General features: G+C 66.1%; 19 protein-coding genes and 1 pseudogene. 9 read left to right on the plus strand and 11 right to left on the minus strand.

The annotated features are described in order from the left end of the window. Position 1: 1 nt before the first annotated feature. The 5 genes and pseudogenes from BSL84_RS16305 to BSL84_RS16325 all read right to left on the minus strand — a co-directional run bounded on the left by BSL84_RS16305 (position 2) and on the right by BSL84_RS16325 (position 7510). The gene (locus BSL84_RS16305) at positions 2-1678 is read right to left on the minus strand and encodes an Eco57I restriction-modification methylase domain-containing protein (RefSeq protein WP_234363469.1); all 1677 of its coding nucleotides are present in this window, start codon (positions 1676-1678) and stop codon (positions 2-4) included. Between the two features lie 255 nt (positions 1679-1933). Further along, positions 1934-2434, minus strand: a pseudogene (locus BSL84_RS16310) (hypothetical protein); the annotation flags it as partial. 407 nt (positions 2435-2841) lie between these two features. Next, a complete protein-coding gene (locus BSL84_RS16315) occupies positions 2842-3432 on the minus strand; it encodes a hypothetical protein (protein WP_075970610.1) in 591 nt (196 codons plus the stop codon). Between the two features lie 7 nt (positions 3433-3439). Continuing rightward, on the minus strand, positions 3440-5113 hold the full coding sequence (locus BSL84_RS16320) for a DEAD/DEAH box helicase family protein (RefSeq protein ID WP_075970611.1): 1674 nt from the start codon (positions 5111-5113) through the stop codon (positions 3440-3442). 3 nt (positions 5114-5116) lie between these two features. Next, positions 5117-7510 (minus strand): ATP-binding protein, encoded by a 2394-nt coding sequence (locus tag BSL84_RS16325; RefSeq protein WP_159393523.1) that lies wholly within the window; start codon positions 7508-7510, stop codon positions 5117-5119. A gap of 314 nt (positions 7511-7824) precedes the next feature. Between BSL84_RS16325 and BSL84_RS16330 the strand changes: the two genes are divergently transcribed. Beyond that, the gene (locus BSL84_RS16330; protein ID WP_075970613.1) at positions 7825-9246 is read left to right on the plus strand and encodes a hypothetical protein; all 1422 of its coding nucleotides are present in this window, start codon (positions 7825-7827) and stop codon (positions 9244-9246) included. 101 nt (positions 9247-9347) lie between these two features. Here the strand turns inward: BSL84_RS16330 and BSL84_RS16335 are convergent, their stop codons facing one another. From BSL84_RS16335 to BSL84_RS16350, 4 genes are all read right to left on the minus strand, one after another. Next, positions 9348-10916 (minus strand): caspase family protein, encoded by a 1569-nt coding sequence (locus BSL84_RS16335; protein ID WP_159393524.1) that lies wholly within the window; start codon positions 10914-10916, stop codon positions 9348-9350. Next, positions 10906-11259 (minus strand): effector-associated constant component EACC1, encoded by a 354-nt coding sequence (locus BSL84_RS16340; protein ID WP_075972118.1) that lies wholly within the window; start codon positions 11257-11259, stop codon positions 10906-10908. Before BSL84_RS16340 ends, BSL84_RS16335 begins: the two co-directional genes overlap by 11 nt. A gap of 111 nt (positions 11260-11370) precedes the next feature. Then, complete coding sequence (locus BSL84_RS16345) at positions 11371-11559, minus strand: hypothetical protein (protein WP_075970615.1); 189 nt, start codon at positions 11557-11559, stop codon at positions 11371-11373. 74 nt (positions 11560-11633) lie between these two features. Continuing rightward, on the minus strand, positions 11634-12497 hold the full coding sequence (locus tag BSL84_RS16350) for a GIY-YIG nuclease family protein (protein ID WP_234363470.1): 864 nt from the start codon (positions 12495-12497) through the stop codon (positions 11634-11636). 93 nt (positions 12498-12590) lie between these two features. On the opposite strand from BSL84_RS16350, the gene BSL84_RS16355 reads away from it, so the two are divergent. Together BSL84_RS16355 and BSL84_RS37010 are read left to right on the plus strand one after the other, a co-directional pair. Then, positions 12591-13907 carry a DNA cytosine methyltransferase gene (locus tag BSL84_RS16355; protein ID WP_075970617.1) on the plus strand — a complete coding sequence of 439 codons (1317 nt, stop codon included), beginning with the start codon at positions 12591-12593 and terminating at the stop codon, positions 13905-13907. A 140-nt stretch (positions 13908-14047) separates the two neighbouring features. Further along, positions 14048-14692 (plus strand): very short patch repair endonuclease, encoded by a 645-nt coding sequence (locus BSL84_RS37010; protein WP_234363471.1) that lies wholly within the window; start codon positions 14048-14050, stop codon positions 14690-14692. Positions 14693-14915: 223 nt separating this feature from the next. On the opposite strand, the gene BSL84_RS16365 is transcribed toward BSL84_RS37010, so the two are convergent. Beyond that, positions 14916-15398 (minus strand): NUDIX domain-containing protein, encoded by a 483-nt coding sequence (locus BSL84_RS16365; protein WP_075970619.1) that lies wholly within the window; start codon positions 15396-15398, stop codon positions 14916-14918. Between the two features lie 10 nt (positions 15399-15408). Further along, the gene (locus BSL84_RS16370) at positions 15409-16632 is read right to left on the minus strand and encodes a helix-turn-helix domain-containing protein (RefSeq protein WP_075972119.1); all 1224 of its coding nucleotides are present in this window, start codon (positions 16630-16632) and stop codon (positions 15409-15411) included. 206 nt (positions 16633-16838) lie between these two features. On the opposite strand from BSL84_RS16370, the gene BSL84_RS16375 reads away from it, so the two are divergent. Genes BSL84_RS16375 through BSL84_RS16400 form a run of 6 tightly spaced genes read left to right on the plus strand, consistent with a single transcriptional unit; the run spans position 16839 to position 23041 of the window. Continuing rightward, positions 16839-18086 carry a methionine adenosyltransferase gene (locus tag BSL84_RS16375; RefSeq protein ID WP_075970620.1) on the plus strand — a complete coding sequence of 416 codons (1248 nt, stop codon included), beginning with the start codon at positions 16839-16841 and terminating at the stop codon, positions 18084-18086. Next, positions 18086-19012, plus strand: coding sequence for an aminoglycoside phosphotransferase family protein (locus BSL84_RS16380; protein WP_075970621.1), 927 nt, complete (start codon positions 18086-18088; stop codon positions 19010-19012). The genes BSL84_RS16375 and BSL84_RS16380 overlap by 1 nt, the downstream gene beginning before the upstream one ends. Beyond that, the gene (locus BSL84_RS16385) at positions 19009-19722 is read left to right on the plus strand and encodes a histidine phosphatase family protein (RefSeq protein WP_075970622.1); all 714 of its coding nucleotides are present in this window, start codon (positions 19009-19011) and stop codon (positions 19720-19722) included. Before BSL84_RS16380 ends, BSL84_RS16385 begins: the two co-directional genes overlap by 4 nt. Continuing rightward, complete coding sequence (gene serS / locus BSL84_RS16390; protein ID WP_075970623.1) at positions 19715-21007, plus strand: serine--tRNA ligase; 1293 nt, start codon at positions 19715-19717, stop codon at positions 21005-21007. Before BSL84_RS16385 ends, serS begins: the two co-directional genes overlap by 8 nt. A 1-nt stretch (position 21008) precedes the next feature. Further along, positions 21009-22031, plus strand: coding sequence for a glycosyltransferase (locus BSL84_RS16395; protein WP_075970624.1), 1023 nt, complete (start codon positions 21009-21011; stop codon positions 22029-22031). Further along, positions 22025-23041, plus strand: coding sequence for a hypothetical protein (locus BSL84_RS16400; protein WP_199838728.1), 1017 nt, complete (start codon positions 22025-22027; stop codon positions 23039-23041). The genes BSL84_RS16395 and BSL84_RS16400 overlap by 7 nt, the downstream gene beginning before the upstream one ends. Positions 23042-23253: the final 212 nt, after the last annotated feature.

Consider the following 23253-nt stretch of genomic DNA (forward strand, 5'->3'; position numbering starts at 1 on the left):
TCTAGTCAGGCAGCTCGGCGAGGCCGTAGACACGCAGAGCGGCGGTCGTTGCAGCCTCTGCGTCTCGCCTGTCGAAGGCATCGGCCAGGGCTACCCGATCGCTCTCGCTGATCGCCGCCGGATCGGGCACCCGGATCTTACGCAGGTACTGGGCCTGGAAGCGGAGGGTTCCCCCCCGCATCTTGACCGCGTACGCCTCCACGAAAGCCTCCGCGACCTTGGACAGCAGCAGGCCACCGAGTACGCGCATGTCCCAGACGTCCGAGACGATGAAGTACAAGTTGTGGTGAGGGTACAGGCCGCCTTCGTCGAGGACCGGATGGATCCTCAGCTTCATGTCCGGAAACAGGAGCTTCTGCCGACGCGTGAGACGGTGATCGACCTTGTCGATGGTCTTGTACCAGCGCTCCGGCTGCTTGACCGCGACGTACCGCTTACGCAGGGCTGCGCCGTGTTCCGCGAAGTATGCAGCGAGTCGCGGAAATGCACTGAGGTCGACCAGGTCGCCGCCAGCCGTCCACGGGTTGACCAGGAGCGTGCCATTCCAGTCGAGCGTGCCGCTTGTGGTGTCGCGGACCATGGCCATGGGCAGCAGCCGGTCCTCTTCGACCAGGTGCGCATCCTTGGTGAGGAAGACCTTGTCAGCTCCGGTGGCAATGCCGATGCCGACCTTCGTCCCCGTCTGGGTGTCCTCCAGCAGCTGGAAGCGCTCGGTGAGGTCTTCGAGGACAGCGAGCCTTGCGGGTGAGGCCGCCGGCCAGGAGTCCTCGTCAGGGAACCAATGGGGCATGCGGGCCGCCTGGAACGAGTCCCCAGTGATCGCCCCCGGCGCATCGCTCAGGAACCAGGCAGCAAAGTCTCGCGCCTGCTTGGCACCGAACGACCGCGTGGTGTCCGCAGCCACTGCTTCACCCTGGTCACCGTTCGAGATGAGAGTGATCGCGGGATAGGCCGAAACCTGCTCGTCGAATGCGTCGACGTCATGCATGACGAGCGCCAAGTCCATGCTGAATTGCTTGGTCACCAGCTCCCGGAGCCGGCGGCCGTACTGGTTTCGCATCCAGCGGTCAGCGCAGATGAAGCCCAGGCGTCCACCGGGCTTGAGGCTCCGGAGCGCGACCTCGTAGAACCCGACGTAGATGTCCGCCCGGCCGCCCATGGTGGAGCAAGCGCTGCGGTACGCCGCCATCCGCTCGTCCGGTACATCTTCGAGTCGGATGTACGGAGGGTTGCCCACAATGTAGTCAGCCCGATGGAACGTGTCCGTCTGCAGCAGGTAGTCACCTTGCCCGATCCAGGCTTCGGCTACCTTCCGGGCCTCTTCCGGGGCCGCTCCTGCATCGAGCAGCTCGTTTTCGACCAGCGCACGGCTGTCACGCACGTTGCGGGCCAGAAGATCAAAGGCATGGACGGCGTCGAGCGCGTCCGTGATCGGACGCTTGTGCGCGCGGCAGGAGGCGCTGATCCGCGAGGCGATCACACTGAGGAAGGCGCCTCCACCGCAAGCCGGCTCCACGATCTTCAGGCCGCAGAGGTCCTTGTCGGAGGTGTAGCCAATGAGATCGAGAATGAGATCGACCACCCAACGCCTCGTGAAGACCTCTCCATGCTCCACCGCCTCCGTCGGAACATCCGGGAGGTCATGCATGTCGTCGGGGAGCGAGAAGAGCGTGGCCACGGTGACGACAGTACAAGGGTCGGTTTTGCAGGTCGCATTTGTGCACGAGCGGGCGGACCAGGAGATCACTCATCCTCTAGCGGCTTCCCCGACCGCCTTGAGGTGCTCGGCCGCTCGGCGATGCGGATACCCAGGACTCCAGACCGCGTCCCCCGTTCGTCACCGTGGTGTGGGACGGGGAGGGGACATCGTCGCGAGCGGCTACGGTCGCTCTGCTGGCTTCGCCAGGCCATCCAAGTGCCGCGCGCAACTGATCCGCACTGCCTCGGCCACCCCACCCTGCGTGATCGTCACGGTGTCGGGAGTCGCCACCCGGCTGGTGCTCTGCACTGAGAGGGCATCCAGGGAGCGGTTCAGCGCCTCCCACCACGCTTCCGGCAAGAGCGGATCAGCCACCAACACGCTGTTGCCGACCGGAGTACCGGGCAGCAGATCGGTCTCGTCAGCACGCCACATCACCGGCGCATCCCGCTGCCGCCACGCCGCACCCCGCCGCCACCGCGGCATCGCGACGCCATCCAGCAGTGCGGCACACTCCGTGCCGTTCCAGCCCTGATTCCCGATCTTCTCGAAGCGGCGCCGCTCAACTCGCACCCAGGTGTCGCGATCCGTCCTGGCACCGAGCGAGCGGCGCTTGCGCACGAGCGTGGCTGGGTCCAGCTGCGTATCGAGCATCCGCTCTACCTCGTCGAGAACGACGTCAGTCGGCTCGACTCGCAAGTCGAAGGCGGCGGTGGCTGATGCGGAAGACGGCACTGGACCTCCTTGGCGACTGACCGACGTTAGCAAGTAGCCATCCCCTGGAGGCCAAGCACCACAAATCCGATCCAGCCGGTCAGCGCGACACAGCGTCGGCACTCAAGCGACCCTGATGTCCCCCGGACAACAGAAAAGGCCAGGTCAGCTGGTATCTGACCTGGCCTTTCTCTGAGCCGCCTTCGGGATTCGAACCCGAGACCTACGCATTACGAGGGCCCGCAAGATCATCCCAGCTGATGCCGGACGATGCCGCAGAATCCCGTTTCCCCAGGTCAGAGACATCCGACCGTGATCACCATGACGCTGGGTCCACCCTAGTGCCGTCCAGTCCGCTCACGCAGCGCTCACGCAAAACGGGTGGCGCGTACGAGGCATCCGCCGGGAGCGCACGCGTCCGCCCGCCGTCACACGCGCGCGAGTCGTAGGGTGATGTGGCGGAGATCGATAGTCGCCTCCTTGGCAAGGAGGCGATGCCGAAGCATCTCGCCTTCGCTGAGGCGTGTTCCCTGCGGGGAGGCAACGACGATGAGCGGCTCGGCTCCACCATCTACGCGGGTGTTTATCCCCGCCCAAACGAGATCTGCAAGGTCGGCCGCCGGCCCCCAGATCATCAAGACTTTGGACTCGGGCCCGTGAACAAGACAACGGTTGGGCTTGACTTCCACTGTTTCGGGGTCGGCCAGCCACTCAGGCCCGATGGCCTGGTGCGCGATCTGCTCCATCCCGGGGTAGCGGCTGACCGCGAACTGCGCATACGGGCCAAGGCCATAGCGGGCCCGAGGCAACTCCTTGATCGGTCCGTCCTTGACCCATACGCGGACCCGGTCGCGTGCAATGAAGCGCGTGAGCTTGCCACCGATGAGCGGATCATCGATGCAACGGGCGTACCAATCCGACCGTGCGCGGGTGGTCATACCGTCCCAGTCGAGGTCATCGACCTGCCGATAGACCTCGGCGATCACCTCGCGACGGATCCCCTCGTCGATGTTACTCATCGCTGCATCATCCCCCAAAGGCGGCCGGGTCCGGAAACTGGAGGCGGCTCTCCTCCAATGAAGTCTCCAGGCTGGCCGCATCCTTGATCCACTCGCGCATCAGGCTCTCCGCGCGCCGGTCAGAGAAGTCGAAGCTCGTACCGCGCTCTGCCAGGCGCAAGATCTCAACCTCGTCGTCGGCAATCTGTTGACGGATGTTCAAGATAGCGGCGACGCGCCGGATGTCGCTGACGAAGTCCAACACCTCCACGTGCGACTTACCAGGGCGCAGCCGGAGACCGCGGCCCAGTTGTTGGACGAAGATGCGACGGCTATGCGTGACCCGGGCGAAGCAAAGAATGTTCACGTCCGGGATGTCGACCCCCTCGTTGAGGATGTCGACGGCAGTCAGGATCGGCGTCTTACCGCTACGGAAGCTCATCAGTCGGGCTTGCCGCTCTCGCTTGTTCAGGCCCGCGTGCACAGCAAGCGCGCCGCGCCACTGTGGCACCTCCGTCAGTAGCGCCGCCATTCGTTCGGAGTGCTCGATGGTGCGGCAGAAGACGACCGCACGGGGTTGTTGTGTGCGCGCCCAGACTTCCATCAGCTGATCACGCACTCCTTCGTCCCTCTCGGGGAGGAAGAGACGGGCGTTCAGGTCCTTGATCGAGTAGCTGTGGTCGCTGACGCCACGGACGAAGTCCCAGTCGATGTTGTCCGCGTAGAGCCGGTATCGGACCTCGGATAGATAGCCCAGCCGCATGCCTTCCTCGATGCCGAGCGTGTAGCTGGGTTCGCCGAAGCGCGTGCGGATGTCGAAACGGTCACCACGCCAGGGGGTGGCTGTAACCCCAAACTGCCGACTGGCGTGGAGCATGTCGAGAAGCTCCGCCAGTTGCCCGTCCTCGGCAACGTGGTGGGCTTCGTCGACCATGACCAGTGCGGGCCGGTAGCCGGCGCGGGCATAGCTGAGAGCACTGGCTGTGGTCGCGCAGGTGACTCCGCGCAGGTCGTCAGGACGGTGATCTCCGGTCAGTAGCTGCGTGCGCACTGTTTTGGGAAGGTGGTGCCACAGTGCCCGTTCAAGTTGCTCCACGAGGTCCTTGGCCGGGGCGACGACCAGAACCTTGTCCTGAGGGCGTTCGCCCAGGTGGTAGTTGATGGCCTCGCCACCGACCACCGTCTTGCCCAGGCCGGTGGCCAGTACCAGCAGGGCCCGGTCGGCACCGCCCAGGTCGCTGATGATCGCCCCCAATGCCTCGTTCTGATAAGGGCGCAGTGATCGGGGCGGTAGTCGGTCTGCGGTGAACTGATCATCCGCGTACAGGTCGGCCAGTTCCTGGCCCGACCACAGCTCTACTCGCATTCCGACCGCCGCCAGGCTGTCGCGGCGCTTGCGGGTGAGGGGCCCGAACCGGCTGTTCGTGACTACAACGGCGTGATCGGCCCCGTAGTGGGCTTTGGCCTCCAGGACCTCGTCGATGGCGCTGGGCGGCACCGCCGCCCCCGCCTTCCATTTGGCCTGGAACACCCACAGACGCCCCTCGCGGGTTGCGAGGATGTCGCCTCCCTGATCGTTCGCACCATCGATGTTGGCGACGTCGGTGAAGCCCAGGTGGAGTGCTAGCCGCTCCACCTGACGCGTAAAGCCGAACGGTCCCACCTCGCGCAGGAAGTCCGGAGCCGTGAACGAGGTGGTCATCTCTCACACCGTCCCGGCGACGCTCTGGTCGAGCATGTCGAAGGTGATCCTCGCCAGGGACAGTTCCAGCCGAGTCTTCCCGCCCGGCTCGGTAAGGAACTCGCTGACGACCTCGAGGGGCCGCACGGTTTGCGCCACCTGCCGGTCTTTGACGGCATTGTCCGACCAGCCGTTCCAGGACGTCTTGAACACCGCTCCGTCAAGGAAGCTAGCCGGGCGCGCTCGGACGACCGCCGCGATGCCGGCGGCGTCCAAGTGAGTCACGAAAGCTCCGTCTTTGACCACGGTAGGCCAGTCCAAAGATGCGTCGGACCGCCCGGCGTCACGCTCCGCGCGCAGCCTGACGGCCTCCGGCAGGGCCTCCCAAAGCTCTTCGGCCATCGGCGCAACGATGGGGCCCATCAGTTCGCGCACCCGGCCAAGCAGTGAGTCAGCCCGGTCGCGCAGCGCTGATTCGGTGACCCTCTGGTCGGGGAATTGCCGGGTGACCTCGGCCGCGACCGCCGTGACCTTCTGTCCGTCCGGCTCAAAGGCGTGCAGAGTCTGGGCGATCTCCATCAGCGCGTAATCCCGGGGGTCCCGTCCGTACTCACGGAACACCGGGTGCTCGCCGTGCACGAACACCTCCAGGTTCACTCCCTTACCCATGCGCGCGAGTGAGGGGACCTGCCGCTCGCGGTCGTCCAACAGTGGTGTGCGTGTGTCGAAGACCCTCACGACTTTGCGGCCCAGTCGAGGCAGCGTCACCTCACCCGTCAGATCGAAGACCTGACGGGAGTCGGCCCGATAGCGGTCGAAGCGCTGCTCTTCGGTTTCCACCGGCTCGGGCTCGGGTGCGGGGGCGAGAGTGGGCGGCGTCGCTCCCAGGTCCGGGCCGTTGGTTGAGCCGCCGCCCAGGGGGGTAAGCCCAGTGCGCCCGGTAAGCGAGGGGCTACCGGCGCCGGTAGGCCGCAGGGCGGCTTCGCCACCGTTTCGGGCCTCGTCGTGGGCCAGGACCGCTTGGTACCAGATCTCGTCCGAAAGGAACTCGGGGTGCTGGCCCGAGTGGAACTTCGTGCCCCACTCCCTGGCCGTGTCGTGGATGGCCGTGCTTCCGTTGCCAGGAATCAGGCAGCCAGCACCTGGGCGGTTTTCCTGATAGCCCTTGAAGATCTCTCCGAGGGGCGAGGTGTTCGCTGGGTACCCCGCGAGCTTGGCCTTCTTCGGCCGCATCGGGCCCTCGCCGCGCAGAGCGACGACAGCGTGCCGCCAGTCGCGACTCTCCCGGTTGAAGTCCATCTTCTGATAGCCCACCGGAACGTGGTCGAGGTGGATCTCGCCCACGATGCGCCCCTGAGTGGCAGGGATGTCCACCGGGTACTCCGGGATCTGGGTCCCGTCGTTCGGGTTCTCCCAGGAAAACAGCGAGCGATCCCCGATTCGGATCTTCCTTCCGTTGCGCAGGAAGTCGATTCCGTAGTCGCTCTCGTCTAGGTAGCGCTGAACCCCGAACCAACCGTGGATACGGCGCTCACGCAACTGCATGTCGTCGCCGTCGCACTCTGCGCACCGGTCCAAGGCAAGATCAGGACTCTGCCAGTGGCCGCACTTCATACAGGCCAGCGCCGACGCGAGCGGAATGTCCACCGACCTGATGGCGGCAATCTCCCGCCCTTCCTTGGTCACCGTTCGCGAGGCAGACCAAACGCAGGGCAGTCGGGGCGAGACTGTCTTCCCGTTCACCTTCAGCCTAAAGCCGCGGCCAGCCATCGGGCCATCTGGAACGCCGGGCACCGGATTCTCGCCGCGCAGCAGGTAGGAGTAGACCCGACCGAGGTCGGCACGGACCGAGGCATGTCGGTTGGCCTTCTTCAGATCCTCAGCGATCTCGGTGCGCAACCGACGGACTATCACCTCGGTACCGTGCTCGGAGATGTCTTGCTTGGGCTCCCGCCGCAGAGGCGTCCTGAAGCTGTCGTTCCGTGCGAGGCGGCGCAGATCAATCTCTACGACCAACCAGTCCGGGTCGCCCGCCCGTGTGGTCCGGACCTCAGTGTGGTGCCCCAGGCGGGCCGTGGCGATGTTGAAGCCCATGCCGAACAGCCCCAGACTGCCGTACCGTCGCTTGCCGCTGTAGCCGGCCTTCAGCGCGCTCTGCAGCGTCTCCAGGCTCATGCCCCGCCCGTTGTCGAGAAGGCCCACGATCGGATCGTCATCGCTGGGCTTCGGCAAGGTGATCCAGACCTCCTGCGCCTCGCTGCGGTCCGGGTCTGTCAGGAAGTCATCGAAGGAGTTGTCGATCAGCTCTGCCAGACACTGCCATGGCTTGTAGGGGATGTCGCCCAGCGCCTCCAGTAGCTGTGGAGAAGGCGTGAGGTCGATCTCCTCGGACAGAACCTGTGCGGCGTCGGTCGACAAAGTGCTACTCCCATCTGAAGTGTTGCTGGAGGACACCAGTTCATCCAGCTCTACCAAGAGATACCGCATGGCGCTGACACCAGGGCCAAGTCCTGCTGAAGGCATCGGTTTAGGCGAGGTCTCTGACCGCGCGCTCTGGGATGAGTCAAGGAGAAAGGGCTGTCTGCCGGACACCAAGAGCGGCCCAGTCCACTCACGCGGCGCACGCGACGTCGGCCTCCCGAACCACGAACCCGCGTAGGTTCCCTGTGCTGTGTGGGCAACCACCCGTACGACTCATTGCACCTGGGTCGGCCCCGGGGTGAGCTGTTGCCATGCATCGCTGGTCTCCCCTGAACGAACGACAGCTCGCCCTGCTCGGCCGGCTCGCGAACGGCAATGAGTCCGAGGAGCCCTGGGACCCCGGCGAGTTCCGCACCGCCTACGCGCTGCCCGACAGAGGGCTGGTGACGATCAAGCGCAGCGGGAGTGAGGTGGATGCCAAGGTCACCGAGGCAGGCACCTTCTACATCCAGCATGGCCACCACCCGGACGACCCCGCGCACGCCGAGGAAAAGAAGACCGCAAGGGGGAAGGCGGCGGGTGGCACACGCTCCGCGTCCTACGCCGACAGGCCAGTGGCACTCGCCCGTCGGACCAAGGCGAAGGAGCTCATCGAGCGACTCGTTAGGGACAGGCGGGTCACCTTCACCGCGCCCGACGACGCCACGGTGACGGAGTGGCGACGCGTGATCGACTACGCGAAGCGCCACAGCCTCGTCCCTGAGAGCAAGCGCATCGAAAGTCTCCGCATGTGGAATCGCGACCTGCAGATCTCTCTGATTGAGGGACCACACCCCAACTCACTGCGCCAGAGGCCGGATGAGGCGCCACCGGTCCACGTACCCACTCAGTTGCGCTCTCCGCAGCCGGTCGTGGCCTCACTGAGAGACGACGAGGGCCGACTCGTCATGCCCGCCCCACTGCGCCGCCGATCGTTGCTGCTCCTCCAGGGCCTCGCGGCCGAGGCAGTACGTCGAGGGCACAAGGTGAAGGAACATGAAGTCCCCTCCCGCCGGCGCAGTCGCGCCTACACCACGTACGACGGGCGGCACCACCCCTCCAGCTACTCCCTCCGTGAGGGCGAACTGGACTTGGTCGTGGACGGCTTCACCTACACCGTCACGATCCAGCAGGAGTCTCCCCAGTCCACCGACCCGGAGCGCTCGAAGAGCCTTGTGATCGAACTCGGCTACAGCCGATCCAGCCGGCAGTCCCGCTGGGCCGATCGCAAGCGCTGGGTGCTGGAGGACATCCTGGGAGCAGTGCTCCGGGAGATCGAGACCCGCGCCGTAGAGGACGCCCAGCGGAAGGTGGACGAGGAGCGGGCGAAGGCCGAGCGCGAGGTCCGCTGGCGGGCGGCCATGGAGAAGGCGAAGGACCTGGCCGCGCAGGAACAGTATGCCGAGGTACTCCGCGCACAGGCCGGCCACTGGCAGGAAGCGACAAGCCTGAGCGCGTACTGCAACGCCCTGGAGCGTCGGCTGGAAGAGGCGGCCGGGGAAGACGAGGCGGCGGTGGCCTCAGCACGAGGGTGGCTAGCCTGGGCACGCCGTTACGTTCAGAGCCTCGACCCACTGACCCGTCTACCCGGCATGCCCTCCGCTCGCGAACCGAAGCCCGAGGAGCTGGCACCCTACCTGAACGGCTGGAGCCCACACGGCCCCGAAGCTCACCGCGGATGGGGCGCTCGCTGAGGAGAGAGCGTCATCCACGAGCAAGGGCTCGCGAGCCGGACGCGCGCTTCCTTCTGCGAGGTCGGCGCGGCAGGGGCCCAGTCGCTCTTACAGCAAGGCTGCTACGCCCCATAGAACTCGGGGGTGCTATCCCACACCCTCGTGCCGCAGTAGTACCGGGTTGCACTCGGGTACTCGACACCTCGCTCCCGATACATCACGACGTACCCCGATAGCGCACTGACCTGCCACTCCGCCCCCAGCGCTGCAGCCAACAGGCGGAACGCCTTATCTGCGGAAATGGCACCCTCGGGCACCTCCACCGAGACAGTTTCAATCTCACGGCCCTGATAAGCGAACCTGAAAAGATAGGGAAGCTTCCCCTTGACTAAGGTTGCGAACTCAAGCACCGCCATCCGCCCACTTGGGCCATCATTTCGAATCACCCAGTCGAGGTTGATCGGGTGCTGCGCGTCAAAGTGCTGAAACTTGAGCGCCGTACGGTCACGATTACGTCCAGGATCCGAGTTGCCGAACCCGTTCATATGCCAAGGGATTTCCTCCCCTTGGTCACGCAATCGATTAACGAGCAGGCGTGCAGGATTCACCACAGATAGGTCATCCTCTACATACAGCCGCGCGAAGGACATCTCGTTCACATCTATGTTGAGGCGTCCGCTGATTTTCACCATCTGCCCCTGAAGCCGCTGCCTCAATGAGCGGTCGGACTGCCCCACATAGACAATCGCGCCTTCATTTCGCGCCTGACGTCGATACAGCTGATAGATCCCGGGGGAGTCATCGAGGGTGGCCAGGTTCTCCAGCGTGAGATCAACTGGATCCTGCTTTTCCATGAGCCGAATCAACAACTCTTCGGCTTCCGGGGTGATCAGCCTGACCGTGAGATCGCCAGCGCGCTCCGCCGTGTGCCCAGGGGGACGAAACGCCGTGTTTCGGGTGAAGGTGTACAGGTCGACAGTGTCCGTACCACGTCGATTCGGCTCCGGAAGGCCCCGCGATTGAATCAGCAGTCGAAGTTCGCGGTAGATGTCGCCCAACGTAAGTGCCGAAGGGCCGTCGTGAATCCCCTCGCGCACAACGTCCAGGAACGCACGGGTGAACGAGGTTGGAACGGTGATCTGCTCAGCCAGCGGTACGACGTGCGCGGCAGCGTCTGCAGCAGTCAACGTGTAAGCGCCGCTCACGGCGGTGACATCCGCAAAGTGGCTGTCACCGCCGGCCGACAACCCCTGGATGACGCGACCGGAATAGCAGCAGTCCAGAATGACGATTTTTACTTGCGCTGGGCTCCCCATCACAATATGCCGGACTTTAGAATACTCCAGACCGGTCAGATCCGGATCACGCAAATCCGTACCCTGGACTGCAAGACAAACATCGCCTAGATCGGAGATTACGCCGTGCCCCACGAAGTAGACCAATAGCGTATCGCTGGTCTGCTCGGCGATCCGGCGAAGTTTCTGCGCAAGCATCGCAGCGTTCTCAGGGTTTTCAATGATGGTTACGCGATCCTCTGACCACCCGCAAAGTTCAGGGTCGGTCAGTACGTCAAACATGCCGCGCACACTATTGAGTGCGGCCGGGACCTCAGGAAAGGCGGTGTCTCGATAACTCGAGACACCTATGAGCACCGCATGCGATTCACCATGACTGATATCCTCAGTCTCCACGGGCGCCATCCATGAAACGCTTGATCAGCTCCTCCGCCTCGTCCGCACTACTGGCCTCAATCTCCAGCGTTCGGTCCGCCCGCGTAATCGTGATCCGCAGTTTCGGGTCACTGCGACGGCTCTGCAGCCAGGTCGCCACGGAGCTGGCAAGCACAGTGGCGATCCCGCCAGACCCCAGCGCCACGGAAACCACTTCGAACGCACCGCCCAGCTGTCCAGGCTCCGGATTGCTCCGCACCTGCTGAACTCGGCCCTGCAGGCGACGCTCACCCCGAAGCCATTCAGACAGCCCGATGAGGTCGTCGACGGTCTTTGACGACTGCAGCCTGAGTTCTACGTTCACGTCCACACAGCCCCCATCTGTCCCCTTGCCGCATGGCCACCGGCCATGCAGAGGATCCACCATACGATCACCCCAGGAGAAGGACGCATCCTCGGGTGACACCCGCAGGTCTCACAGCGTGCCGTTCTCCACAAGATCTCGAATCGCGTCAGCCTTGCGGCGGACGACGATTCGCCCATCTCCGTCGCTGTAGATGAGGACAGCGGCACCTGGAGACAGGCCAGCCTCCGCGAGCAGCCCCAAGGGGATCTCGACAGTGCCAACGTCCGTCACGACAGCCTCAGCAGGTTCCCTGATCACGCCGCTAGTGTGTCACCTCGCGCCACGCCGGTAGCGAGCTGCCACCTGAAGGCGGCGCGAGGTTCCTTGCCCGATCAGTCGCCGAAGATCGGCTGATCCACTTCGACGTCTCCAGCGGGCTCAGCCTCCGGCACGGCACCAATCTGCTGGCCGGCGCGGTAGTACCGCCATGCGCTCTTGTACTCGTTCCGGCTGTCGTCGTACATGATTACGTAGCCCATGAGGGCAGTGACCTGCCACTTGGTCGGTATTTCCGCGGAGATCAGTTGGAAGAGCTCGTCGGCGGTCATCCCCGCCGCCGGCACATGGATGCGTCGAGTCTTGAACTCTGCCGACTTTCCGTACCTGAAGTTGTACGGGAGGTCAGCCTTGATCGTTTCCAGGAGTGAATGCAGCGTCGTCTCGCCGGCCTGCAGGCCCTCGACGGGTCGGTCCAAGTCGATCGGGAACAAGACATCGAAGTGGTTCTGCTTCAGGACCGTGCTGTCCCGCTGACGGCCGGGGTCCTTGTTACCGAAGCCGTTGTTGTTCCAGGGGATGTCGCCCTGGCCCTTGTGGTGACTGATGAGCAGCCGTTCCGGGGCGAGGGCCGAGAAGTCTTCCGCCACGTACAGGCATGAGAAGGCCATCTCGGCCAGGGAGATGTTGCGGCGCCCCGAGATCTTGCGGAGGTGGTTGTGGAGGCGGGTCGGCAGGGACTTCTCGGCCTTGCCGACATAGACGAACTCGCCGTTCAGGTACAGCTGGTAGACCCCGGGCTTCTCCTTGAGCCGCGCGATGTTCTCCTCGGCGAGGGGAGCCCTGTCGAGTCCCTTGAGTGCAGCGGCCAGCTGGTCGCCGAGCGCCTTGGTGATGCTCAGGGTGAAGTCCTTGTGGTACTGCGTCCCGTCGTCGGAGCCCACCACCGGCGCCATCCGTCCCACTCCCTTGGTCGACATGATCTCGGAAACCCTATCTGCGACCTGTACACGTGGCCGAACCTTCACCTCGAAATGGCTTGGAGATCTACAACTCCGCGGTATGCTTTTGAAATGGCTGAACTGCAAGAAGGATCAAAGAAGGACCGCACGGGCGTCGAACTCTTCGCTGGCGCTGGCGGTCTGGCCATGGCCGTCCACCGTGCTGGATTCCGCCCCCTGCTCTTCAATGAGTTCGCCAAGCGGGCGTGCGAGACCCTGGAGACCAACGGGGCTCAGCGACTGCCCGACGGCCAGAAGCCGACCCATGTCCCCGGGCCCGACGAGAAGGTTCCCCTCGTCGCGGGCGATGTCCAAAAACTCGACATGGACTACCTGGCGGGCCAGGTAGACGTGCTCGCCGGCGGTCCTCCCTGCCAGCCGTTCAGCCTCGGCGGCGTCGCCAAGGGTGACGAGGACAAGCGGAACATGTTCCCGCAGATGTTCAAGGCCGTCCGGCAGATCCAGCCGAAGGCCGTGATCTGCGAGAACGTGCGCGGCCTGCTCAGGCCCTCGTTCCGCCGCTACTTCGACTACATCCAGCGCGAGCTGGAGCTGCCCTTCGAGGAACGAGCCGAAGGCACTGACTGGGAGCAGCACTACGAGTACCTGCTGGAGCGCCGCGAGAAGGAGTTGGACGACCCCAGGAAGCGGTACGACATCGTCATGATGCCGGTGAACGCGGCCGACTACGGGGTCCCGCAGATTCGCAATCGCGTGATCATCGTCGCCTTTCGTCGCGACCTGAACGTCGACCTCGAGCTCTTCAAGGACCTCGTGAGGCCGACACACTCCGAGACCGCCCTCTTCCGATCCATGGAGGACGGGAGCTACTGGGAGCGACACTCGAACGTCCCCAGTCACGTGCGCGAGTGGGTCATGGCCCGCCTCCCGAAGACCATGCCGATGGACGACGGCCTGCTCCCCTGGCACACCCTGCGTGACGCGATCGCCGGCATCGGCGACAACAAGCCACTGCCAGAGGTGCCGGACGAGTGGCTGGACCGCACCGAGCACTTCCTCGGCGGGTTCACGGAACACATCGGCTGGCCCGGTGCCCGCATCTATGACGGGCACACCCCCAACGAACTCGACCGCCCGGCGAAGACCGTCAAGGCCGGCGTGCACGGCGTGCCCGGCGGCGAGTCGGTCATGCTCCTGGACGAGCTGGTGGCCGACAAGGCTGCTCAGGGCGGCGTCCGTTACAAGTACCGGTACATGACGGTCCGCGAAACCGCTCGCGTCATGACCTTCCCCGACACGTGGGAGCTCAAGGGCCCACGGGGGGAGAAGATGCGCCAGCTCGGCAACGCCGTACCCGTTGCCCTTGGCGAGGTCTTCGCCAAGGCGGTCGCCGCCGTCCTGGACGAGGCGGAGGAGCGCCAGAAGTGATGGCGCCCGCCAACAGAGCGCAGAGCGGCTGGAAGCACGACCCGCCGCCGGACCGGGCATGGAAGGGGCGGCCCGGCAGGGCACGCTCCGCCATCGCCGCTGAGCAGGACCGGGCAGCCGGCGGCCGTCACAGACGATCCGTGGACCTCGGCGAAGGGCGGTTCGCCCGGGCCTCCGTGGAGCTGAAGGTACTGCCCGACACACGACGCATTCGCGCGTACCTGCGCTGGTCCGACGGCGGTAAGTCACCGGCCCGCTACCTCGGACAAGTCGAGCACGAGACCCGTGCCGCGAACCTCACCGAAGGCTGGAAGATGGCCTGGGAGAAGGGCCTTCTCACCGAGGAACCACCGGCTGAGGGCTCCTGGGCCTCCTCGCCGTCGGTACGCGCGGTGATGCGGGCCAATCGGAGCAAGGACACCCGTCCTGAGCTGAGGCTCCGGTCCCTGTTGCACAAGCAGGGGCTCCGCTATCGCGTGGCAGCACGCCCGCTGCCCGACCTGCGGCGAACCGCCGACCTGATCTTCCCCAAACCGAAGATCGCAGTCTTCGTCGACGGTTGCTACTGGCACGGGTGCCCGGAGCACCTTCGGGAGTCGCACAAGAACGCCGAGTTCTGGCGCAGCAAGATCGAGGGCAACCGCGCCCGCGACGCCGAGACCGACCGCCTGCTCGGTGAAGCGGGGTGGACCGTCGTCCGCGTCTGGGAACACGAAGATCCGGTGGATGCCTGCGCTCGGATCGAGGGCATTGTGCGACAGGCGTCAAGGGACACGACCGGTTAAAGCCAGCGCCCGGGAAGTACGTTCGCGGCTACGTGCTTGACGCCCCATTGAGGCATGAGGCATGGCATGAACGATTCGATTGTCGAGTGTGGTGTCGTGGAGCCGCACTTCGCAGCCAGCCTCGGGCAGCAGCAGGCCCTCAGCTCGTGGCTCTCGCCCAGAGCGTCGATGTGCTGGGAGAAGCTGTCGGTCAGGCTGGCCAGCAGGGCCGGCGCTGCGATGGTCAGGCACCTGTTGCCAGCGACTCCCCGTGCTCCAAGTAAGCAGTCAGGCCGTTCGCCCGGGCGTTGATGCCGGCGGAGATGCGGCGCGCGAGGCGGGGGATGGTGAGGTCCGGTACCTGGTCGGCGTCGTGGAAGTCGTAGCCGCGGAGCTCGTCTGCTTGCAGGGCGATCTGGCGGCGGTCTTCTGCGCTCAGGCGACCACCGTCGAAGAGGTAGAGGACCTTGTCTCCCTCTCCGGGGTTCGGTGCCCAGTCGACGACTAGCAGGCGGCCGATGTGCGGTGCGATGCCGAGTTCCTCCTGGACCTCACGTACGCAGGCTTGTCGGGGTGACTCCCCCTTCTCGACGTAGCCCCCTGGGATGTCGCGGTAGTCCTTGTAGGACGGCTCGACGAGGAGGACTCGATCGGATTCGTCGAAGAAGAGAGCGCCGGCTGCCATGCGGGGGCGGGCCATCTTCGCTTCGTGCTCGTTCTCGCTCACGGTTCGGACTTTAGCTGCCCGCGACGACGCCCAGTCTGCGGGCCAGATCTGCCACGGGATGAGAAGGCCGGCCCCTGGTGCCACGTATCCAGCCGATGACCAGTTCCCGGCTCAGGTAGTGGTGGCGCACCTGCTCAGGCGCGGCCTGTTCGGCTTCCAGCAAGACGGCCAGGGCTTCGTCGGTGCGGTTCCAGGAGCTCAGCGCCCTGGCGACTTCGAGGCTGTGTCGTACGCGCCGCTCCACCGGCAGGGCAGTCGTGTCGATTCGTAAGCCCAGATCTGCGGCGATCTGGATGTCGCCGAGTTCGCCGGCGGTGGCCACGCAGTGGATAGCCACGTTGGTCGGACCGAAGGCGGTCCACATGTGATTGGCGTCGGCGCCGATTCGTTGCGCGGCCTCGTCGGCTTCGCGGAGGAAGGTCTGCGTGGTCGCCCGGTCATCCGCCCGCGCGGCAGCCATCGCGCCGGCGAGGAACAGCGTGCCGTACACCGACAGGTACTCGTTATTGGCATCGCCCAACTCCGGCTGCATGACGGCTGCCGCGTCGTTCACCAGCTGGACCGCGGCTGTGAAGCGCCCAGTGGCCAGGAGGCAGTGCGTGACTGCTCGGAAGAGCGAACCCGTAACCTCGCTGCGGCCGCTGGACTGCGCTGCTGCCAGGCCCCGGTCCGCGGCGATCCATGCCAGCTCGGGCTCTCCCAGCTTGCCCAGCACCATGGCCGCCCCGTGGTAGGCGAGAGCGAGCAGCGCGCGGGCTTCCTCCGCCTCGTGCCCCGAGTAGGCGCGGGACGCGGCGAGGGCATCGGCCAGGACAAGGGGGAGACGTCGGGTGGCAAAGCCGTACCGGGATGCCTGGTAGGCATCGAGCACATCGCGCACGTTGCCTCGAAGGTCCTGCAGGGCAGGTGGCTCATCCTCGGCTGCGAGGCTCAGTAAAGGGGTGAGCTGCTTGTAGTCCATGAGTGTTTCGCGCAGCGCAGGGACGGTCCGGCGCCCGCTGTCGGCCGACCACTCCATGAGGGTCGGCTCGGCTAGCAGGTCTCCGAGGGAGATGTCGAGCGCGTCGGCGAGTGAGGTGATCACCGAAAGGCGATCAAGCTCGATCCTGTTGTTCTCCGCCTTGCTCAGCCAGTCCGTCGTCCGGCCGACAAGGCCGGCCAGGACCTCTTGGGAGAGGCCGCGCCGACGCCGGTACCAGGCGACGCGCTCCCCGATGGTCAGGTTCTGTGTCATCCCGCGCATGTCCTGATCATCACCTCGTGGCCGAAGTGGACCCCGGAAGGATTTTCCGGGGTGCCTTGGGGTGCCCTGGCTACTGTCGCAGCAGACCGAGAACGCCGCAGGGCGATGCGAGCAACTCAGCCCGCGGCAAACGGCTTTGACCAAGGACGTTCATCCGTCCCACCCGTCTTCCTCAGGCCGAGAGATCGGAGTTTGTCATGCGCGAAACCATCACGACCGAGGGTGGCTACCTGTCCATTGAGACGGGCGCCGCCAAGCCCGGTGCGACCACGATCGTCGAGCGGAAGGGGCTCGGTCACCCGGACACCCTGGCCGACCACCTCGCCGAGCGGCTGTCCCGCGCGTACAGCCGCTACACCGTCGAGCGCTTCGGCGCGGTGCTGCACCACAACTTCGACAAGCTCGCCCTCCTCGGCGGTGCCAGCGAGGTCCGCTACGGCGCCGGCCACATGACAGCCCCTGTGCGCGTCCTGGTCAACGGGCGGGCCGCGCCCATGTGCGGGGGCGAGAAGATCCCCGTCGAGGAGATCGTCGAGGCCGAGGTCAGGGCATTCTTCGCCGAGCGGCTCCCGGAGGTGTCGGAGCACCTCAACATCACCTTCAACATCACCAGCAACTCCAGCCCCGGAGCGGTCCTCACCGGTGACGCGGTGCCGGACCGCACCCGCTGGTTCAATCCCCGTTCCATCGACGACCTGCGTGAGCGCCGGGTCCGGCTGTCGAACGACACCTCCCTCGGAACCGGCTGGGCGCCGGAGAACCCCTTCGAGTCGTTCGTCCGCGAGCTGGTGGACCACTTCTCCGGGGAGAGCGACTTCACCCTCTCCCATGCCTGGTGCGGCTCGGACGTGAAGCTCATGGGCTACTGGGACGGCGAGCAGGCGGACGTCGTCCTCTGCGTCCCGCAGAAGTCGCGGCTGGTCGCCAGCCGCGCCGAGTACGTGCGGAACACCGAGAGCGTCCTCGCCGAGTGCCACCGGCTGGCCGGTCTCCGTCTGCCCGGAGCCGAGACGCGCTTCCGGCTCAACGCGCGCGACGTGCCGGAGAAGGACGAGCTGTACCTCACCTACACCGGCAGCTCGATCGAGTCCGGCGACGAGGGCGTCGTCGGCCGCGGCAACCGGGTCAACGGACTGATCACGCCACTGCGGCCGATGAACTTGGAGGGTGCCAACGGCAAGAACCCCGTCTACCACGTCGGCAAGCTCTACAACGTCGCCGCCCAGCGCCTGGCGCAGCGGCTGCACGAGGCCACTGACGGGCACGCGGAGGTGCACCTCGTCAGCACCACCGGCCAGCGCCTCGACCAGCCGTGGCGGATCCTGGTCCGGCTGTCCTCCCCGGAGGTCGAGACTGACAAGGTCCAGGCGCTCGTCGCCGAATCCTTGGAGGGCTTCCCCGCCCTCACGGACGAGCTGGTCTCCGACGGGATCGTGCTGAGCTGATGGAGAAGCGGACGCTCGGCGAGGTCTCCGAGGAATGCCGGCGGCGGCTGGTCACGCACTACGGCCCGGGAGTCTCCGGCTGGCTTGACGCCGTGCCCACCTTGATGGAGCGCGCGGCGGAGCGCTGGAAGCTCACGCTAGGGGCTTACCACGACGCCGGACATGCCTCGGTGGTCGTCACGGCCGGAACCTTCGACGGGCGTCCGCTGCTTCTCAAGGCGTGGGCCGATCCCACCCGGTTCCGCAACGAGGTCAATGCCTTACGCCTGTGGGCGGGCGGGCCAACGGCGGGCGTCGTCGAGGCGGCGGACGACCTGGCCGTGGCGGCCCTGGAAATGATCGGAGGGAGCCCCGGTGGCGGTGAGCGACCGCCCCGCGAGCTTCCGACCGTGGCCGCCGCCCTCCAGGGCCTCCACACCTTCGGCCGCCGTCGGCGCCGGCCGCGTCACCTTCCGCTCCTGACCACGTACCTCCACCAAGAGGTGCGCCACAGGGTGCGGCGCCGACTGGAATCGGTCGACGCCAGCCCGTGGCAGGAGCACGTCGACGCGGCCGTCCCGGCCCTCGTGGCCCTGGAGGAGGACTCCGCTCGGTCCACCGTCCTGCACGCGGATCTCTACCGAGAGAACGTCCTCTTCGACTGGCTGGGCCACCCCCGCCTGATCGATCCCCTGCCGATGGTGGGCGACGCAGCCTTCGACTGGGCCTTCTGGACCGTGTACTACGACCTCGGGCACGGCACGGACGCTCGCTTGGCCGCGGCAGCCCGGATCTCCCGCATCCCCGTGCCTGTCCTGGCGCCATGGTGCAGGGCCCTGGCCCTGGACGGCCTGCTCTTCTACCTCGACACCGGTGATCCGCGCGCGCCGAGGATGGCCGACGTCCTCGAGTGGCTGTCGGCGCCGACCCCAAGGAACCGATCATGACGACCTACGTCCTCCGTCACGGACAGACGAATTACAGCCGGCGCTACCTGGTCAACGGCGACCCGACGAAGCCCATCCGCTTGAGCGAGGACGGCCGTCGGTCGCTGAGCAAGGGCTGGAGCAGCGTTCCCCTCCACAGCGTGAAGACGTGGCTGGCCAGCGATTTTCCCCGTGCCCAGCAGACCGCCAACCTGCTGATGGGAGTTCCTGGACCGGAACTGATCACCGATCCGCGGCTCAACGAACTCGACTACGGGGAATTCGAGGGAAGCCCGTTCCTGGAATACGCAGTCTGGCTCGACGGGCACGGCGCCCACGAGCGGCCGCCCGGCGGCAGCGAGTCGCAGCGCGAGGGCATCAGCAGGATGCTCACCGGGGTGCTCGCGGCCCTGGAGCACCCCGGCCCCCGCGTCCTGGTGGCCCACGGCCTGCTGGTCTCCGTGCTTCTGTGGCATCGCGAACGGACTCCCGACGGGGCCATACCCCTCTTCTTCCCGGAAGCCCCGTACATCGAGCCCGTCGCCATCCCCGATGACGAGTTGCCGGAATTCGTCGGGGCCCTGATGGGCGATCTTGAAACTGGCGTTCTCGATCACGCGGTCGGCTCTGGTGACAGGGAGGTAATGCAGATCGGCGAAGGGGCCGCGGTTGCTACCGTCGATCCCGTATCCCACCACTCGCCGGATCAGAAGGATCTTCCTCATGCATGATGCCCGCGCCCTGATTGAAATGGGTGCCGAAGCGGTTCGTCGGCTCGCTCGTCGCGGTTACTCCCTGGACCTGTCCGAGCTGGAGTCCCTCCAGTCTCGTCGCAACCAGAACATCCGCTCGGCCGATGAGCTGCGGGCCGAGTCCAAGCGGGTGGCGAGTGAGGTTCAGCAGACGGCCAAGCAGGGCGGCGACATCAGCAAGCTGAAGGAGCGCGCCCGCGAGATCAAGGAGCAGGTCCGCGACATCGAAGCAGGGCAGGAAGAGATCGAGGCCCAGCTCCGTGATCTGCTTCTGAGCATCCCGAACTTGCCGGACGACTCCGCACCTGACGGCGACTCCGAGGAGTTCGCCATCGAGATCCGGCGCGTCGGCACGCCTCCCGCGTTTTCGTTCGAGCCGAAGGACCACGTCGATCTCGGAGAGGCCACGGGCATCCTCGACTTCGGCCGCGCGACGAAGCTGTCCGGTCCGCGCTTCGCGGTCTCCCGCGGCGCCGGCGCCGCTCTGGAGCGGGCCCTGGCCACGCTCTTCCTCGATATCCACACCCGCCGACACGGGTACATCGAGTACGCGGTCCCCTACCTGGTCACCCGCAAGACCATGACCGGCACCGGCCAGCTGCCGAAGTTCGAGGAGGACCTGTTCAAGACCGGTGTCGCCGACCGGGAGCTCTTCCTCATCCCGACGGCCGAGGTTCCGCTGACCAACCTCTACGCGGACGAGATCATCCCGCCCGCCGAGCTGCCGCTCGCGTTCACGGCGCACACTCCATGCTTCCGTTCCGAGGCCGGCTCGTACGGCCGCGACACCCGCGGTCTGATCCGCCAGCACCAGTTCGCCAAGGTCGAGATGGTCAAGATCGTCGATCCGGAGGCGGCGGACGCCGAGCTGGAGGAGATGGTCGGTCACGCCGAGGCGTGCCTCAAGGAGCTCGGCCTCGCCTACCGGGTCATCAAGCTGCCCGCTGGCGACACCGGCTTCTCCGCCCAGCTCACGTACGACCTCGAGGTCTGGATCCCGAGCCAGAACACGTACCGCGAGATCTCCTCGGTATCCAACTTCGGAACCTTCCAGGCCCGCCGGGCGAACATCCGGACCCGAGGCGAGGACGGCAAGCCCAAGCTCGTCGCCACCCTCAACGGCTCCGGTCTGCCTGTCGGCCGCACCCTGGCCGCGCTCCTTGAGCAGTGCCAGCAGCAGGACGGCTCGATCGTCCTGCCCGAATCACTCTTCCCGTATCTCGGCTTCCGCCGTATCTCGGCGGACGGAACACCGGAGGCATAACGTGCTCGTCGGCGTCTGCGACTTCCCTGGTAGCTACGCCTTTCCACCCGCCGGATACGGCGGGATCGAACGATGGCTGTGGGCGGTCGCCGTAGGGGCCCGTGCCGCAGGCGCCGACGTACACCTCCTCGGGCCGGGCTGGCTCACGGACCTGGAGCACGACTGGGTCCGCAAGCCGGTCCGCCTGGAGGACATCTCCACCGGATCGCTCGCCGAGCGCGAGCTGCACGACACGGGTTACGACCTCCTGGTCGTCGGCCACGAGTACCCGTCGCTTCCCGCGTGGACGCGCACCTGGAACGAGCTGGACTGCGACGTCGCCACCTTCCAGCACTCGCCCGTCTTCCAGCACACCGCCACCGCCTTCGACGGCCAGCGCTCGCGGCTCTACTGCTACTCGCCCGAGATGATCGAACGGTACGCGGATCACCGGCCGATCCCTGAGCTCGCTGTCCATCTCGGCCTCGACGAGGAGGAGCCGCCGGCCACCGCGGGCACCGATCTCGTCTGGCTCGGCCGGATCGACGAGGAGAAGGCACCGCACATCGCCGTGCGGGCGGCCCAGATTCTTGGGCGCCGCATTCGGATCGTCGGCCCCGTCTTCGACGAGGCGTACGTGCGACGCCACGAACGGCTCTTCAGCGCCGACCACGTGAAGTGGATCGGCGAACTCGGCGGTCCCGCCAAGACCGCAGCCATCGCCGACGCCTCGGTCTTCGTCTACACGTACGCCCGCACGTACGTGGAAGCCGGTGCCGCGGTCTTCGGCGAATCCCTGCGCGCGGGCACTCCCATGGCCGCCCTGACCTGGCGCGAAGGAACCTGCGCCGACGCCGCCCTGTGCGACGAGACGGGCGCGGTCGCGGTCGTCGACCCCCGGGAGGAGGACGAGACCGCGGCACGAAGGCTCGCCGACGCGATCGAACAGGCGGAAAGCCTCGACCACCAGCGCGTCCAGGCGATCGGAATGCAGCGCTTCGACCCGGCGCGCCACTTCCAGGCGATGTCGGCCCGATCGTGCTGACCCGCGCCGCCGGCACCGCCGGAGACGACCTGGCCCAGCGGATACCCGGCGTACTGAGCGCCACGTTAGGCCGCCACTGGGAGTTCACCGCCGACGGCCCCCACATCGAGATTCTTCACCCGCACCGGGGAAGCCCCTACCAGCCGCCCCGCAGATCACCCACGTGGAGGGACATCCTCGACTCCCTGGAAGCTGGCTTCGCGCGGGACGGCGCCCCACGTGACGCCTGCCTCCCACTCCGGTGGGGCAGGGAGACCGAACTGACGATCTCCGCTATCCAGGCCCTGGACCCGGTCCTCAAGGACGGCCAACCCCGCACGTATCGAAGCGGATTCATCCCGCAGCCGGTCGTCCGCTTCACCGGCCAACGGGACGCGGAAGGCCAGTTGATGGACGGCTTCCTGACCTCCTTCGTCAACGTCTCCCGAGTCCAACCCATAGGCGGCCTCGACGAGTACGGCGCCATCCTCGACAGCTGGCTGACCGTCCTCTCCCAACTCGGCTTCCACGCACGGCACCTGAGCATCTACGGCACGCTCACCCCGTGGCGCCGACGGCAGGTCGAAGGCATCACACTGCGCTTCCGCCACCTGGACCTCATCCTCGGCGACATCGTCCTCCTGTGGAACACGGATCACCCGGACCGGATGGCCGTTGACCTCGGCACTGGGCTGGAACGCCTGGCCTGGGCGCGCACCAGGGCGAGCTGGCACCCCCTGATCTTTGGGCGCTTCGCAAAGATGGCGACACCACCGACGCTGGATGCCATCCGTACCGCCACGCTCCTGCTCGGTCACGGGATCGCCCCAGGAGCTCGGGGTGCCGGCGGAATCACACGGCGCGTCATAGGCGCCATCGATCCCGAAGCCACCCGCCTCGGCGTCAGCGCCATGGTTCGAGCCGCCTACGACTACTGGTCTCTCTTCGGTGCCTTGCGTGCTCCATGGCCGGAGATCGCTCGCGTCATTGAGGGAGAGGGGGAGGCGACGCGCTCGGCCCTGGCGGCATAGCAGTTGCGTGCAGCGCTCGTTCTCGCCCCAAGCCTCGAAACGGCTGAAGCTGGTACGTCGAGCCGTAAACGCGCAGGTCGAACGACGAGCGACGGATGGGGTGCGGGGTTCTTCTGACCGAAAACCCGTCACTCCCGGTGATCGACTTCTTACATGCTGTCGGTGGTGCGTGCTGTCATACGACCGGGGCGGGGATGCACTAACGGCCTTGG

The organism is Streptomyces sp. TN58 (assembly GCF_001941845.1).
GTDB lineage: Bacteria > Actinomycetota > Actinomycetes > Streptomycetales > Streptomycetaceae > Streptomyces.